15 protein-coding genes are annotated in these 16,137 nt (G+C 45.7%); 3 read left to right on the top strand and 12 right to left on the bottom strand.

What is annotated here, in order from left to right; translation table 11 throughout:
- Positions 1 to 8 precede the first annotated feature (8 nt).
- The 4 genes from IPJ02_03730 to IPJ02_03745 form a co-directional block, all read right to left on the bottom strand.
- Complete coding sequence (locus tag IPJ02_03730) at positions 9 to 2,450, bottom strand: hypothetical protein (protein MBK7374689.1); 2,442 nt, start codon at positions 2,448 to 2,450, stop codon at positions 9 to 11.
- A 148-nt stretch (positions 2,451 to 2,598) separates the two neighbouring features.
- Complete coding sequence (locus IPJ02_03735) at positions 2,599 to 3,933, bottom strand: OmpA family protein (protein MBK7374690.1); 1,335 nt, start codon at positions 3,931 to 3,933, stop codon at positions 2,599 to 2,601.
- A 132-nt stretch (positions 3,934 to 4,065) separates the two neighbouring features.
- Positions 4,066 to 4,521: a septal ring lytic transglycosylase RlpA family protein gene (locus IPJ02_03740; GenBank protein MBK7374691.1), complete on the bottom strand. Its 456-nt coding sequence runs from the start codon at positions 4,519 to 4,521 to the stop codon at positions 4,066 to 4,068.
- Positions 4,522 to 4,559: 38 nt separating this feature from the next.
- Positions 4,560 to 6,266 carry a L,D-transpeptidase family protein gene (locus tag IPJ02_03745; protein ID MBK7374692.1) on the bottom strand — a complete coding sequence of 569 codons (1,707 nt, stop codon included), beginning with the start codon at positions 6,264 to 6,266 and terminating at the stop codon, positions 4,560 to 4,562.
- Positions 6,267 to 6,469: 203 nt separating this feature from the next.
- On the opposite strand from IPJ02_03745, the gene IPJ02_03750 reads away from it, so the two are divergent.
- A complete protein-coding gene (locus IPJ02_03750) occupies positions 6,470 to 6,913 on the top strand; it encodes a DUF1572 family protein (protein ID MBK7374693.1) in 444 nt (147 codons plus the stop codon).
- Here the strand turns inward: IPJ02_03750 and IPJ02_03755 are convergent.
- The 7 genes from IPJ02_03755 to IPJ02_03785 all read right to left on the bottom strand — a co-directional run bounded on the left by IPJ02_03755 (position 6,910) and on the right by IPJ02_03785 (position 13,275).
- Positions 6,910 to 7,926, bottom strand: a complete 1,017-nt coding sequence (locus tag IPJ02_03755; GenBank protein MBK7374694.1) for a chorismate synthase — start codon at positions 7,924 to 7,926, stop codon at positions 6,910 to 6,912. The two genes, IPJ02_03750 and IPJ02_03755, sit on opposite strands and share 4 nt — an antisense overlap.
- 26 nt (positions 7,927 to 7,952) lie before the next feature.
- Entirely contained in the window at positions 7,953 to 9,260 is a 1,308-nt protein-coding gene (gene aroA / locus IPJ02_03760) for a 3-phosphoshikimate 1-carboxyvinyltransferase (protein MBK7374695.1), read from the bottom strand.
- The gene (aroB, locus tag IPJ02_03765) at positions 9,260 to 10,288 is read right to left on the bottom strand and encodes a 3-dehydroquinate synthase (GenBank protein MBK7374696.1); all 1,029 of its coding nucleotides are present in this window, start codon (positions 10,286 to 10,288) and stop codon (positions 9,260 to 9,262) included. The genes aroA and aroB overlap by 1 nt, the downstream gene beginning before the upstream one ends.
- A 19-nt stretch (positions 10,289 to 10,307) precedes the next feature.
- Positions 10,308 to 11,375 carry a bifunctional 3-deoxy-7-phosphoheptulonate synthase/chorismate mutase type II gene (locus IPJ02_03770; GenBank protein MBK7374697.1) on the bottom strand — a complete coding sequence of 356 codons (1,068 nt, stop codon included), beginning with the start codon at positions 11,373 to 11,375 and terminating at the stop codon, positions 10,308 to 10,310.
- Between the two features lie 144 nt (positions 11,376 to 11,519).
- Positions 11,520 to 11,963 carry a GNAT family N-acetyltransferase gene (locus IPJ02_03775; protein MBK7374698.1) on the bottom strand — a complete coding sequence of 148 codons (444 nt, stop codon included), beginning with the start codon at positions 11,961 to 11,963 and terminating at the stop codon, positions 11,520 to 11,522.
- Positions 11,960 to 12,799 (bottom strand): prephenate dehydrogenase, encoded by an 840-nt coding sequence (locus IPJ02_03780; GenBank protein ID MBK7374699.1) that lies wholly within the window; start codon positions 12,797 to 12,799, stop codon positions 11,960 to 11,962. Before IPJ02_03780 ends, IPJ02_03775 begins: the two co-directional genes overlap by 4 nt.
- Before the next feature lie 284 nt (positions 12,800 to 13,083).
- Complete coding sequence (locus IPJ02_03785) at positions 13,084 to 13,275, bottom strand: hypothetical protein (protein MBK7374700.1); 192 nt, start codon at positions 13,273 to 13,275, stop codon at positions 13,084 to 13,086.
- A gap of 229 nt (positions 13,276 to 13,504) precedes the next feature.
- Between IPJ02_03785 and IPJ02_03790 the strand changes: the two genes are divergently transcribed.
- Entirely contained in the window at positions 13,505 to 13,978 is a 474-nt protein-coding gene (locus IPJ02_03790) for a sigma-70 family RNA polymerase sigma factor (protein ID MBK7374701.1), read from the top strand.
- Position 13,979: 1 nt separating this feature from the next.
- A complete protein-coding gene (locus IPJ02_03795; protein MBK7374702.1) occupies positions 13,980 to 15,080 on the top strand; it encodes a trypsin-like peptidase domain-containing protein in 1,101 nt (366 codons plus the stop codon).
- A gap of 63 nt (positions 15,081 to 15,143) precedes the next feature.
- Here the strand turns inward: IPJ02_03795 and IPJ02_03800 are convergent, their stop codons facing one another.
- Positions 15,144 to 16,043, bottom strand: coding sequence for a nucleotidyltransferase (locus IPJ02_03800; GenBank protein ID MBK7374703.1), 900 nt, complete (start codon positions 16,041 to 16,043; stop codon positions 15,144 to 15,146).
- Positions 16,044 to 16,137 lie beyond the last annotated feature (94 nt).

The following is a 16,137-nucleotide window of genomic DNA, read 5'->3' on the forward strand; positions in this document are numbered from 1 at the left end:
AGCCCCGGTCATTCGATCCATTTTTCAATGTGTATCAATTTCCCTTCGTCATTGATACCTTCCAGCACGATCCTGAACTTACGTGTAAAGTCATTATTGTAAAAAATTACCGGTACTTTCCTGTTTGCTGCATTGGTTAAAATATAAGGCATCCACAGCAGGGTTGTGCGGGCATCGGTACCCGTTGTTGCATTCGTTTGCGAATAATCCGGCGAATAAAATTCCTTCAGCGGCGTGTATCCCGCTATCTTAACCACACCAAGGTCTTTATCTGTCGGGCGCCTGTCAATCAGGTCATCGCCTTTCCGGGTATAAACAGACAATGCAGGATTAATGCCTGTACCTCCTCCTGCCTCGGGTCCCCGTCCCATAAAATTGGGGATCAGTTTGATGTAAGCCACTTGCGACAAACTCAAACTCTCCAGTTCGCTGGTAGTCATTTCATGCTCATCAATATAGATCAAAACAGTTTTACCATATAAAGTTAACGACCTGCCGGCTGCTAAATTGAAATTACCTATACGGATCTGGGGCATGGCACTTCGGATATAATTGTAAATATCCAGTTTGGTCCATGCTTTTTCATCATGAACCACATCATATGAATAGCCAGTAGCGCCCCCCGAAAATATTCCGCTGGCATATTTTTCATCCATCTTGACCAGTGGATCGTTCTTCCAGTTGCGCCAGCCATTGGCTTTTACCACCACCCCTTCCAGTGTTTTTTCGTTGTTGAATTTTTTGATGCCGTTATTGCTGCTGTAGTATTGAAACAAGGATGTATTCGGGTTATATACTGTTCCGGCCGGGTCCGGTGCCAGTATTTCCTGGTAATTACTGATGGAATTGGACACCGGGTAGGTAAAATTGTATTTACTGAAGGCGATCTGTTTATTGTTCTCCTTGTTTTTATTGAATGAAAAGTAGATCCTTGCTGTATCATAAAATACCAGTCCAGTTTGTTTTAATAAACCGCTTTTATCCGGTTTCACTGCATAAAAAGTATTGGTACTGTCAATGGTCTTTACGATCAGGTTCACCTGCTCGTCCTTATCCATCTTTTCCTGCACTTCTTTTCCTATTTGCCCGTAAACCCCCAGGTATTCATCCACCGGGTATTTAATGACCGGTGTTTTCTGTACCATCATATCGGCCCAGTGGTAGCGGCGCCAGCCATTGGTAAGCATGACCAGGTCTAATTTTGCTTTCAGCCCGGCATCGGTATTGTTCGTAAAATAATATGCCGGGTTGTGTACATATCCCCTGATATCTCCTTTCAGTAATAACCCGCTGATGATCGTATTGCCCGTTTCTTCCCCATTCATCTCCGCATCTGTGATGCTGAGCGACATGTTTGCCGGGATGGTATCTGCAACCAGTATCTCCAGTTCATTCTTTCCCCGCTTCTGCATACTTATTGCCGTGCTGTTCAATGTTGCATTGACGGAGAAATTATCATTGTTGATGAAAGCAACCCGTTCGGCCACCGGCTGCCAGCCGGCATCAAACACCGTAAGCTGCATTACGCCCGATGGCAGGGTATTTACAGGGACCATCCCCGTGAATGGTTCCCCATCCTTTACGGCAATGCTGGTCCGGTAAAAGATCTTCTGGTACATGTACATCAGTATGTGCAGCGAATCGGAACCGGTCTTATTGATCACATTGTAAAACAACTTCTCTTTTTGAACGGTAAGTTTCAACGACAGCCCCGCAGTTCTTGCGTCGGGCAGCCAGGTCTGCATTTTGTTGCCACCATGATCCATCCATTCGGCATAATATTTATTGCCGGGTTCTATGTCTATATCAAATCTCCCCATTCCGTCATGCACAGCCTGTAAAGGCATCAGTACTTCCCCGGTCTCCTGCCTCTTAATAACGCCATTCACGGCAAAGGGCAAGCCGTTATTATAATTTGCTTTAAAGGCGACCGTATTCCTGGTTCCGTCAATTACATCACCGCCTTCAGGAAAAAAACTGAGCGAAACTGTTTTAGCAATATTCTCTGCCTGGGTTTTTGAACTGTTGCTATGCAGCCTGATCGTTCTGGTAAACAGGGCCGTTGTATCAAAATTCATCATCCATGCCGTATAGGCCCGGCATACCAGTTGGGTTGACTTCAGGCTGTCGGGTATATTAAAGTATCCATCGGCTGTGGAATTAAAGATGGGGTTTACCGATTGTTTCAGCAGCCGGCCCTTTTCATCATAGAGGGCCGCATAAAAATTGGTACTCCTTTCAGCCGGGAGGTTCTCTTCAAAAAGATATGCCTTGAACCAGATGGTCTCACCCGGCAGGTAGGTCTCTCTATCAAAATGAATATAGATCTTCTCCTGCGGAAAATTCGTACCATACAGGTTGATGCTGTTTTCGATTTGCTGCGCTTTCAGTGCAGGAACAAAAAAAACAAAACTCAGTAAGAAATAAAGCGGAAGGGATCTTTTTCGCAAAGGGTTATAGTTTTGATGATTAAAAATATCATTTTTTCCCGGCAGGTATGGCGGATATGATATAATAACAAAACTTTAAAGGGATGTGTCAGTAAGGGATGGAATAAAAAAGCCCCCTGGGAGGGGGCTTTTATGGTTATCTTTTTTATCAGTAATTTCTGACAGTCATTTCCACCCGGCGGTTCTTGGCACGGCCGGCAGCAGTTTTATTGTCTGCTACAGGTTTGTCCTGGCCATAACCGGTTGAAGTGAGCCGGCTTTCATCCACGCCTTTGCTAACGAGGTATGTTTTAACTGAAGCTGCTCTTGATTCAGATAAGGTCTGGTTCTTGTCAGCCTTACCGGTATTATCGGTATGGCCGTCAATATTCACTTTATACGTTGGATTCTCTTTTAAAATGGTAACCACATCATTCAGTTTAGGGAATGATTTTGCAAGTAATTTAGAACTGCCGGTAGAGAAGAATACATTCTGTGCAGCTTTATTCACCCTTTCAATGATCTTGGAATCAATTACCGGGCAACCGTAATTAGAAGCAGGGCCTTTTTCATTGATACATTTATCTTCTTCGTCGTTCACGCCATCTCCATCGGTATCCGGTACCGGGCAACCCTGGTAGCGGGCCACACCGAATACGGTCGGGCATTTATCTTCTTCATCATTGATGCCATCCTTATCCGTATCGGGTATGGGACATCCCTGGTAACGGGCCAGTCCTTTAACATCCGGGCATTTATCAGCATCATCTGCAATTCCGTCACCGTCCCTGTCGGGGCAGCCTTGTAAAGAAGCAAGTCCTTTTACATCGGGGCACCTGTCCAACGAATCGAGTACACCATCCCCATCCCTGTCTTTGGGAGGCTCTACCACCGGAAGCGGAATTTCAACCGGGGCCGGAGCCTTCCTGGCTTTCAGGTTAGCAGCAACACCCACACTATGATAAAAATGATAGGCTGCATTTTCAGTGACCGGCACACGGTATTGTGAGTTTAACAACAGGTAAACCTCATCGATCAACCTGATCTGGGTTCCTACACCAACGGGAATAAAAGCGCCGTAATATCCCCTGTATTTGGAAGCTCCCACACCAGCAGTAAGGAAAGGATTGAAGAAATACCTGTCTGTTAATAATTTCAGGTTTACCGTTGCGGCGCCTTCAAGCAAAAGACTGGAATTCTGGCGGGATGGTTTCCCGGGAACCGGGTAATCAACAAACGAGCCCGATAAGGTACCTGCAAAATCAAGATTATTGTTCAAGCCCTGTATATAGCTGACGGCCATACCCGCAGTCATGTATTTTCCTTTGCGCCATTCTTTCGAATTCAAAACGCTTGAAAGGCCGGCGGTACGCAGGTTAGCTGCAGTCCGGAAGTCATTGAGAAAGAAGTGGACTCCAAAGGAAGGACGTTTTTTATATTCTCCCTGCCCGAATGAGGTTGCAAACAGGCTGAGGGCAAAAAATACGAATAGGATTTTCTTCATAAATGTTAGTTTTCTTAATCGCAACAAAAATAGTCGCTTCAATTCAAAGCGTAAAATATTTTACCAACATATTTGTAACCCGGAGTAGCGGCGGCTTAGCCTGTAAATGCCTGTTTTACTGCATGTACCGGGCTATGGGATATCCTTTTTATCAATCACCTCCACCTTAACCCGGGTAAGTCCACGTGATATATAACCCAGCTTCTGGGCTGCTGCCCTTGATAGGTCAACCACCCGCTTCATCCGGGGATGAATACGGTCATTTATCTTCACCACGACCGACCTGCCATTCCGGAGGTTGGTAACCTTTACCCAGGTACCCAGCGGCAATACATTGCAGGCACAGGTTAGTTTTTTCTGATCAAAGATCTCTCCGTTCGCCGTTTTTCTGCCATTGAATTTATTGGCATAAAAACTGGCCTGCCCGTAAAACACCCGCTTTGGTTTCTGAGGCTTTACTTCCATACCCAGGTTGCCCTTTTGGGCATGGGCAGCTCCGGCCGGGAAAATGCAGATTGCAGCGATCAAAAAAACAAAGCAGCCCTGCAATGACAGGGTTCCTGGAATGGATAATGATCTGTTGCCCATGGTTTAAAGATAATTTAAATAAACTGTAAAAGAAGGGTTCATTTTTTTGCGAAATATTTTTCCATCAGCAGTTTGTCCTCTCCATAAATATCATCATAGAATCTTATTTTTCCGTCTTTCCCTTCGCAGGAGAAATAGCGGATGAAAAGCGGGACCTGGTTTTTAACGTCAATGCGGCGGCGGTCCTTTTTGGCGATCCAGTTCCGGATGGAATCTGCTGTATATTTCAATGACCCGTTTTTGATGCTGAGCAGGGCACTGTCGTTTCTTGCAATGTAAAAAGCAAGTTTCTCCCATTCCTGTACCCGAACACATCCATGGCTGAAAGCCCGGGAAGAATTCTTAAAAAGATAACGCTGGTTGGTATCATGCAGGTAAACGGCATAGCGGTTGTTGAAATTGAATTTTATCACCCCCAGCGAATTATCATCTCCACTGCCCTGCATCACTTTGTACGGTATGCCTTTGGAATATTTTTCCCATGGAACGGTATTCGGATCAACCACCTCCCCGTTCTTATCCAGTAAATGCAACCCGATCTTTGTAAGATAATTCGGGTTCTTCTTCAGTTTGGGAAGGTATTGTTTTACAATGATGCTGGTGGGTACCGTCCAGGTGGGATACGTGATCATATCCGAGACCTGGGCATTAAGCAATGGCGTACGGGTTTCCGGCTTGCCGCAGATGATCTTTGATTCAAAAACAACGGTGTCGCTTTCCACTACACACAGGTAATAACCCGGCAGGTTGACCCAGATGTATTTCTCAGGCATTTTTTTCGGTAACTGCTTATAGCGGTCGAGTGTAATGGCAATGCGTTTGAACCGCTCCACATCATTGTTGTTCAGCGTGCTTACCAGGATCTTTCCATATTTGCCATCCGCTTTTAATCCTTTCTTCTCCTGGTATCTTTTAATGGCAAGGGATAGCTGAACCGAATCAGGCAGTTTATCCGTCAGGTCAATACACTTGCTTTCTGCCAGCCGCTGCTGCAACAGTTTAATGAAGAAGGCCGAGTCTTTTGCATCGCCTTTTTTGAATGGATAGCGGATATGGGTAAACACTCTTCTGTCCATGCTGTCGAGAAATGACCGAATGCCTTTTTTCAATTCCCAATATCCCTGGTGCGCAGGCTGCAGGGCATCCAGTACTGTGCTGAATTGTTTCTTCTTCAGGATGCTTCTGAGCGTGGCAACATAAAAATCCTCATAAAGCACCGAATCTTTATTCAAAGAAACACTGTCTTTCCGCAGCCGGCCCACTTTAAGGTCTTTGATCACCTGTACCAGTCCATCGGTTAGCAACAGGTCGGCCCGGGTCCATAATACGGCATCCATCCTGCTCAGTGAATCTGCATCCAGCCTGGTTTTCAGCAATCTCAATTTGCTGAAGTGATAGTCTTCCGGGAAAAGGCCCTGCAATTCGGCCTGCTCAATAAAATGGTACAATGAATCGGCAAACGGTTGCCATTTTTCTGTTGAACTCCATAACGGCCGGTCATCCCTGTCCTGGTATACCTCTTTTAATACATTCAGCATCTTAAGATGAATGCTGTCGTCCAGGTTGCCATCATTACCCGATGCCGCTTCCAGGAATGCGCCGATATTTTCTGCTACACTTTTATCCATCGCCTTCGGATCAGCAACCACATCTTCTTTATTTGTACCGTTCCCCCCGCATGATACCAGGAACAGGGACATGATCACAACTGCCAGGTACCGGGGATGAAGTTTGGGATGTTGCATAATTCGGGTTAAATATCTGTAACTTGAATACAAAATTTTCAAGACGGATCTTTAGGGAGACAGTTTTCACCAACAAGATAATAATTCGTTTTCAATCAGCCCTAATATTCGGAATTGTTTTTATGTTAACCCGTTTTGGCTTCAGTCCCGGTCTACTTCCTGATAAATCCGGGGTTTGAACAATTAAAGAAAATAAAAAAACTATGTTAAAAGAAACGCTGTCACGGATCTTTGAAAGAGACCTTAACAGGTTGCTTACGGAGATCAACCTGTATAAAGATGAAGACAAGCTGTGGGTGGTGAAAGAAGGCATCAGCAACAGCGCCGGCAATTTGTGCCTGCACCTGCTGGGAAACCTTTATCATTTCATAGGCACTACCCTTGGTCATACCGGCTATGTACGTTACCGGGATGATGAGTTCAGCCTGAAACATATTCCCCGGCAGGACCTCGCCATAAATATCGGAAACTGCATACTGATCGTAAAAAACACATTGAAGGATCTGCCCGAAGAGGACCTGGAAAAGGATTTTCCGCTGGAAGTGTTTGGGAAGAAAGACAGTACAGAGTTCATCCTGGTACACCTGGCCACACATTTAACCTATCACCTGGGGCAAATAAATTATCACCGGCGCCTGCTTGACTAAGAAATTATCCTTGGGATCTTCTGTTCAAGCAACATCAGGTCGGCCAATACAATGGCCGTTACGGATTCCAGCACCACCGGAACACGCAAAGCAATGCACAGGTCGTGACGGCCCTTTACAGAGAATGCCTCAATATTGCCTGTTGCTGTATTCAATGTTTGCTGTTCTTTCGGAGTGGATGACGTGGGTTTGACAGCGATACGGAAAACCAACTCATTGCCATTGGTAAGTCCGCCAACGATCCCGCCGGCATGGTTGGTGAATGTTTTACCTGAATGATCCGCAATGGGATCATTGTGCCGGCTGCCAAACATTTTTGCGGCGGCAAAACCGGTCCCGAATTCAATGCCTCTCACCGCCGGTATGGCAAACACGGCATGGCTTATCAGCGATTCTGCCGAATCAAAAAATGGTTCCCCCAAACCAACGGGAAGGCCTGCAACCTTACACTCAATGATGCCGCCAATGGTATCCTTTGCATCAAGGGCCTTTTGTAAACCTTCATCAAGATCAGCCTCTCCGCCAATTTCAATGATTCTGGATGTTATAGAAACTCCGGTTCCCCCTTCAGGGGGCGGAGGGGGCAATATTTTTTTTGCGATCACTCCTGCTGCAACCAGGCAAACGGTAAGCCGTCCGCTGAAATGGCCGCTTCCCCGGTAGTCTTCAAAGCCGCCAAACTTTTTGGAAGCAACCAGATCGGCATGGCCCGGCCTGGGCACAGCCCGCTGTTTTTCATAATCGCTGCTGCGGGTATTTTTATTCTCAAACAGAATGGTAATGGGGGCTCCGGTTGTTTTGCCGTTGAACAAACCCGACTTTACCTGGGGAATATCGTCTTCTTTGCGGGGAGTGGTACCGATGGCCCCGGGTTTCCTTCTTTCAATATCTGCCGTAAAATCCTCCGCAGACAAAGGCAAGCCCGCCGGGCATCCATCAATGGTAAGTCCTGCACATTCGCCATGCGATTCGCCAAAAATATGTACCCGGAATATGCGGCCGAAACTGTTCAATGTTGGAAAGTTAATTGGTTTATCCGTTATTCGTTTATTGGTAAAGATACATCAGCACCCAGCATTTTCAAATCAGCATAAAAACCCGGGTATGATTTATTGACTGCTTCTGCCTCCCCGATCACTGTGTTACCCTTTGCTTTTAATGCTGCCACTGCACATGCCATTGCAATGCGGTGATCGTGATGCGAATGAACAACAGTTCCGTTTAATTCGTTTCCCCCGGTTATCATCATTTTATCATCCTCCAGTATTATTTCCACTCCCATCTTGCCAAGTTCTTCCTGCAGGGTTATGGCCCGGTTGCTTTCCTTATGCTTCAAACGGCTTACTCCCTCAATGACCGATGTGCCGTTACAATAAGCGGCCAGCGCAACAAGCGGCGGAAACAGGTCCGGGCAATCGGTTGCGTTAAATTGAAATGCAGTACCCAGACCGTCTGAAAACCCACTTACTGTCACCGTATTTTCCTTTGCAGAAATTTTTGCACCACAATCCTTCAATGCGTTCAATATCGCTTTATCTGCCTGTGCAGAATTGATATCCAATCCTTCTACAGTAATTGTTCCCGCAACAGCACCAGCCACTAATAAAAAGGCTGCCCCGCTCCAGTCGCCTTCTACAGAATAGTCGATAGCCTTTCCCCGATCGCTATCGCAACGATAGTCAATACCAGTTTGCGGGAAATAAAACTCTTCATAGTTAAGATTTTCAGGCAGTTTCATTCCAAACTGTTTCATTATAGCTAATGTGAGATCGATATAAGGCTTACTTTTCAAATTATTCACTTTTATAGCGACATTTTTTGCATCAGCTGCTGAGTAGGCCATCAATAACCCTGTGAGAAACTGCGAACTTATTGAACCGTCAATTTCGATATTGCCAGGTCTGATTGGTCCCTGTATTATTAATGGTAGTTTGCCATTTGTACTTTTAAAATTTACAACCAGCTGTGGTAAAATTTCATCAAAAAAATTCATTGGCCTTTTTTTAAGGCTACCTTCTCCCTTTATAGTAATTTTTTTTTCACACAACGCAATAATTGGCGTAAACATTCTAATAGCCAGCCCGCTTTCCCTACAATTAATGTCTCTGACTATTGGTTCAACTCCATCACTATCTATTTCCATGGTATCATTTCCTGTTTGCACTACTGCTCCTAATGACTCAATGATTTCAATTGAAGCCAGATCATCATTACTGTTACCAGGATTACGAATAATCGTCTTTCCTTTATACAGTAAACCCGCTGCCAAAGCCCGCTGCATGCTGCTTTTTGAAGCAGGCGCTTTTACTGTTCCATTGACCGGGGAAGGCTGCACGGTGACTGTCACTATAGGATCTCTTTAAAGTGTTTTTCCAGGTCGGCCAGGGATACATAAATCATTTCCGCTTCACCGATCCGTTTTAAAAGAATGAACTGCACTCCTTCGCTATGCCGCTTTTTATCCATCTTTAGCACGTCGAATACTTTTTCGTGAACCGTTTCCACATCCACCGGCAGATGATACCTGGCCAGCAGTTTAACGATCCGGGCAGCTTCTTCAAAATGAAGATCGTTCAGTTCTTCAGAAAGATTGCAGGCAGCCACCATGCCGATGCTTACCGCATGGCCATGGGGAATGTGGTGAAGATTCTCGATCGCATGGCCAATGGTGTGGCCGAAGTTCAACAGCTTTCTTTCCCCTTTTTCCAGCTCATCGGCTGCAACGATCTTTAATTTTATCTCCACGTTCTTCTCGATCAGCTCAGCGCTCAACGTTTTATCGGCCTGGTAATCGTGTAATGAATATCTTTCGAGTACCGAGAACAACAATGTATCTTTTATACAGGCATGCTTTATGATCTCTGCAAACCCGTTCACCCATTCTTTAACAGGCAGCGTTTGCAAAAAAGAATAGTCATAGAAAATAAATTCCGGTTGCCGGATGGTGCCCACCATGTTCTTGTAAACCCCCACGTCAACGCCGTTCTTGCCGCCAAGGGCTGCATCCACCATGGCCAGTATGGAAGTAGGCACGAACCCAAACGGCAACCCCCGCATATACACCGCAGCTACATAACCGGTGATATCCGTTACCACACCCCCACCCACTCCAACCAGAAAACTGTCCTTATTGGCGCCAAGCTTTATCAGTTCCTGTATGAGGCGATCGGCCGTTGCCTGGTTCTTATGTTTTTCGCCGGCCGGAAAGCGGATAACAGGATATGCATCCAGCTTCGAAGCATGATGGCTGTACACATTCTCATCCGTGAGGATGATAATGTTCTTATCTCCCGCCGCCTCTGACAAAGAAGAAAAGGCTGCATCAAAATAACAGGCCACTGGTTTATTTGAAATAATATATTCAGATCTGCGCATAATCGGTTTACCGGTACTCCTATGAATTCATTACTTTATTCTGGTGTTGGATACTTTCCATATGAACCGCATCAAAATATTTGATGATGAATTCTTTGGTCAGGCCCAGTGCTTCTCCTTTTTGAAATGCCCTTTCCAGGATATCATTCCAGCGGTTGGTTTGTAATATGGTGATATTATTATCCTTTTTGTACTGGCCTATCCGGTCTGAAAGCTTCATCCGCTGGCCCAGCAAGGTCAGCAATTCATCATCCACCTGGTTGATCTGTTCCCGTAAGGTCGTCAAAGCATTGATGAACTCCTGTTCGGTGGTGTTTTCGCTTCGCCAGACAAGGGCGGTGAGCATTTCAAGTAACCGTTCCGGTGTAACCTGTTGTTTGGCATCGCTCCAGGCATTGTCGGGGTCAATATGTGCTTCGATCATCAGCCCGTCAAAATCCAGGTCGATGCTTTTTTGAGCAACCGATTGCAACATGCTGCGGTTACCACAAATATGCGACGGGTCGCATACCAGGGGCATGCCCGGGAACCTTCTTTTCATTTCGATCGGCAAATGCCACATGGGCGCATTGCGGAACTCGGTATTGCCATAAGAAGAAAAACCCCGGTGGATCATACCCACCTGCCTTACTCCCGCTTTTTGTAACCGCTCAATACCACCGCTCCATAACTCAAGGTCGGGATTGATGGGATTCTTTATCAATACAGGGACCTCCACACCCCTGAGCGCATCTGCCACTTCCTGCACGCTGAACGGGTTAACGGTGGTGCGGGCCCCGATCCACAACATATCCACTTCAAAACGCAGGGCATCTTCCACGTGTTTGGCCGTAGCTACTTCCACGGTGGTTGGCAAACCTGTGATCTTTTTTGCCTGCAAAAGCCATGGCAACCCACTAACACCATTGCCTTCAAACATACCCGGTTTGGTCCGGGGTTTCCAGATGCCTGCCCGCAGCATGTCTACTTTACCGGTCTTTGCCAGTCTTGCTGCTGTTTCCAGTACCTGCTCCACGGTCTCTGCACTGCAGGGGCCGCTGATGATGAGCGGGCGCTTGTTCCATTTTTCCTGCATGATCTCTTTCATGGTCTGAACTTCTCTTTGCATTGTAAAATTAGTTTTATGTTACCAGCTTTTTCAACTTTATTGAACTTCTGTTGTGAACTTGTTCTGTTATTTTTACCTTCCAGTAAAAGAAAAAATGACCCCTATGAATATTCCGTTTCATGGTCAGACGGAGACGTCAGACCATGTTTCGTGATCCATTTCAAATTTGATCTCCCCCTTTCCGTGCACACCCGCTTCTTTCCATCCCTGCATCCGGTAGAATTTTTCTGCCCGGCTGTTTGGTTCGGTACCCAGCCATACCGTTTCCTTCGTTTGCAGAAAATACCAGTCCAGCATCATCCGGTGCAGTTTCTTACCGATGCCACGTGCTTCATGATCGGGATGGATAAAAAGCGCCCAGATATTATTGGCAACGATATCGGCAATGGCAAAACCCACGATCCTGTTTCCGGCTTCGCATACCCAGCCCCGGCCCCGGTTACTGATGTATTCCTCCACATCCTGGTCGGGCACCAGCGAAGGATCGGACAACCGGTTCTCCTTTACCGCATTCCGTACAAACTGTATCTGCGGTATATCGCTAACCTGTGCTTCCCGGAAGATCATTTTAATATCCTTTTTATCTTATTGGCATTTTCGATCAGCTCCTTCAGGTATCCATAGTTCTCTTTTTCGAGGCAGCTTTTTATCTTCCGCAGTTGTGCGATATGTTCATTCAGAACATCCAGCACATTCTCTTTATTCTGCTGAAAAATGGGGACCCACATGGCGGGATTACTCTTTGCAAGGCGGACCGTGCTTTCAAAACCACCGCTGGCCAGTTCAAAAATAGCATCTTCTTCCTTTTCCTTTTCCAGTACGGTGAGGGATAACGCATACGAAGCAATGTGGGATATATGGCTAACGTAGGCTGCGTGCACATCATGCACATCCGAATCCATATAAACCAGCTGCATCCCTATCCCCGTGTAAAGTTCCTCCACCAGTTGCAGGGCATCGGCATCTGTTCTGTCTTTTTCACAGATCACCGCCACCCTTCCCTTGAATGCATCTTTCACAACGGATTCCGGGCCGTCCTTCTCCGTTCCCCACATGGGATGTGTTGCCACATACCGGCCCCTTTTTTCATGCTCAGCCACCGACCTGCAGATAGCCCCTTTGGTTGAGCCAACATCCATCAATACCTGTTTGTCCAGTTTATTTAGTAGCCCCGTAAGAACCTGTTTTGTACCATCAACCGGTATGGCAATAATGACCAGGTCGCTTTGCCGCACTGCTTCATCCAGAACCATGCTGTTATCGATCCATCCCAGCTGAAGGGCCGTGATCAGGTTCTTCTCATTCGTATCAACACCGATGATCCGCCGGGCAAGGCCTGTTTCCCTTAACCGGTTTGCCATCGAGCACCCGATAAGCCCTGTTCCTATGATGGTTACTGTCATATAAATTAAAAAACCCCCGATTTTCCGGGGGATGATTTTATGTTAATGTGTTTGTGTATGCTTTTTAACAAAAAAATACCGGCCCCCTGTTGCAACAGCCGTAATAATAAAACCAGGTATTTACTTTGTTTGTGTTCATTGCTCCAACAAATATAAGGAACAATGCGGATTCCGGACAAAAAAATACCCCTCTTAAAAATAAGAGGGGCATCAATGATTGCTTGCCTTAAGAAAATCTTATATAGTTCCGGTTAAAACAACAAGCCATCGGTTAACCGGCTCAATTACTTCTTAGTTGTATCAGCAACTGGAGCTTTTGCAGTAGTGTCAGCTACAACCGGAGCAGCAGGAGTGTCAACTTTTGGAGTTTCAACTGCCGGAGTGGTGTCTTTTGCAGCTTCTTTGGTTTCACCGCTGTTGTTGCAGGCTACGAAAGCCACAGAAACGATAGCTAACGCTAAGATTACTTTTTTCATTTTTTGTTTTGTTTAATTTTTAAAAATTATAATTTTCAATTAATACCCATACCGGAAAAAGGTAACCCAACTTTTTTTACCTTTTTTTTCGTTGCTTTGGGTTACAAATAATCCATAAACGTATTAATATTACCGGGTGAGCAGTTATTTACAGGAAAATGAGCTTTTGAGGGGTCTGGCAGCTAATGACAGGGATGTTATAGAAGCCATTTACCGGGATAACTACCCTATGGTTCAGGCCTTTATACTTAATAACAGTGGTACTAGTGACGAGGCCAGGGATATTTTCCAGGAAACCATGATCGTTCTTTACGAGAAGGCCACATCGGAGGGATTTGAACTGAACTGCCAGTTGAAGACCTACATCTATTCGGTTTGCAGGCGGCTCTGGCTGAAACGGCTGCAGCAGTTGCAGCGGTACAGCAGCCTGGTTGAAAACGTGGAAGATTCCGTACCGGTGGATGAAGACATTGAAAAGCATGAAAAGCATAACAGCGATTTCCTCCTCATGGAAACAGCCATGAGCAAAATAGGAGAACCCTGTAAAAGCCTGCTGGATGCGTATTATATCCAGAAAAAGAACATGCAGGAGATTGCCGGCGAATTTGGCTATACCAATGCCGATAATGCCAAGACACAAAAATATAAATGCCTTTTGCGGTTAAAGAAATTGTTCTTTGCCCAATATAAAAACGGACAGTGAAATGGATGAATTATTACTTATAGAAGCAGTTGAGCGCTACCTGAAAGGAGAGATGTCGGCCCAGGAAAAGACCTTTTTTGAGGAGATACGCAAAAATGACCCCGCGGTTGACCAGGTAGTGGTGGAACATACTTTTTTACTGCACGAACTGGAAAAACAGGCAGGCATCAAGGCGTATAAGCATTCTTTATACGAGGTGGAAAGCAAGATGGTGGAAGAAGGCCTGGTCAGCAGATCGCAGTTGAAGGGTAAGGCAAAAGTTGTTTTCCTGTGGAAAAAATACAAGCGTAATATTGCAGTAGCTGCCTCCATTGCCGTACTGGTATCCCTTGTTACAACGGGCCTCATCATCACATACAATAACAAGGTTGATAACAACAACATCACAAAACTGGTACGGGAAGTAAACGAAACCAGGAAAAAGGTCAAGATCCTGGAAGATTCTGTGAATGCAGGTAATAAAAAGAACAGGCAGGTCATCCCCAATACCGGCTTCCGGGCCACGGGCTTTTTGATCGACGGCAAAGGCTTTATTGTAACCAATGCCCACGTGGTGAACCGGATGAGAACGATCTACGTGGAAAATAACAAGGGTGAATATTTTTCAGCCGCTGCCATTTACACCGATGCACTCACCGATCTCGCCATTTTAAAAATAAACGACACAGCATTTAAAGCAATACCAAACCTTCCCTACTCCATAAATAAGACCAACTCCGACCTGGGAGAACCCATTTTTACCCTGGGCTACCCACGCAATGAGATTGTTTATGGCGAAGGGTATGTAAGCGCCAAATCGGGTAATGAAGGCGACTCCACCGCTTACCAGGTTTCTGTTTCAGTGAACCCGGGTAACAGCGGCGGACCAGTGCTGAACAAGAACGGTGAGGTCATTGGTATCATCACTTCCAAGAACTCCACAGCTGATGGCGTGGTGTATGCTGCCAAATCAAAGAACATTCACAAAATGCTGAATGCGGTTAAAAAAGAAGGAGACTCAATAAATATTAAACTGCCAACCAGTACCGGGCTCAAAGGACTGGACAGGGTGCAGCAGGTGAAGAAGATGGAAGAGTTCGTATTTATGGTGGTAGGCAATTAATAAACCCTCCCTGGGAACTATAAAAAAGCTGTTGCTCACAACAGCTTTTTTTATGTTAAGCCATTACGACCATAAGGAGGGTGGATATTCCCCTCCGGCCACCAGTTTATCCACGCTTTCCTTAACCACCGGCGCATCTTCCTTATAGGTAACGCCGAACCATTTCGACGAAGTGGGGATCACGCTGATATGCCCATCCCTGTTCTTAATAAAATGCTCTGCCATTATGGGTATGAAGAATTCCGCCTTGGGGTTGGCATTGTTCTCTTTTACAAAATCCAGGAACAATTGCTCAGTGAACGGGAACAGGCTCTGATGGAAACACCAGAAATTCATGGATACACTGGAACTGGATGGCACTTTATGCTTACCGTTCTCGTCCTCATAAACAATGTCCCCTTCTTCCCGGTAGATCCTGGTGCGCTCTTTGATGCCCACGAGGTTGTTCTTATCATCCGTCTGGCAAACACCCCGGCTTACCGTTCCATGTTCGCTTAATGTTTTGGCAAGCTCATAGCCGATGAGGGCATATTGTTTTTCGCTGCATTTGCTGTTGAGAAAAGCGGCTGCCTTTGCAAACGCATCCCGCCCGTAAAAATCATCCGCGTTAATTACAGCAAATGGTTCGTTAATGACCTCTTTGGCACACAGCACTGCATGGCCGGTTCCCCAGGGCTTGGTCCTTTCAGCAGGCGCTTTCAGATCGCCGAGGTAAGAATCCATCTCCTGGTAAACGTATTCTGTTTTTATCTTCCCCGCCAGTTTGGGTTCAAACTTTGCCTTAAAATCTTCGGCAAAATCCTTGCGGATGATGAACACCACTTTACCAAACCCGGCCCGGATGGCATCGTAGATGGAATAATCCATTATTGTTTCACCCGAAGGCCCAAAGCCCTGTACCTGTTTCATACTTCCGTAGCGGCTGGCCATCCCGGCGGCTAATATCAAAAGAGTTGGTTGCATGTATAAAGAAAATTAAAAGTTTAACTTGATCCCTGAATTTTGCAGTGCGAAAATAATATAAACCGTCAAGTTATCCGTAAAATGCTTTTTGATA

This window comes from Chitinophagaceae bacterium, from assembly GCA_016710165.1.
Taxonomy (GTDB): Bacteria; Bacteroidota; Bacteroidia; order Chitinophagales; family Chitinophagaceae; genus Ferruginibacter.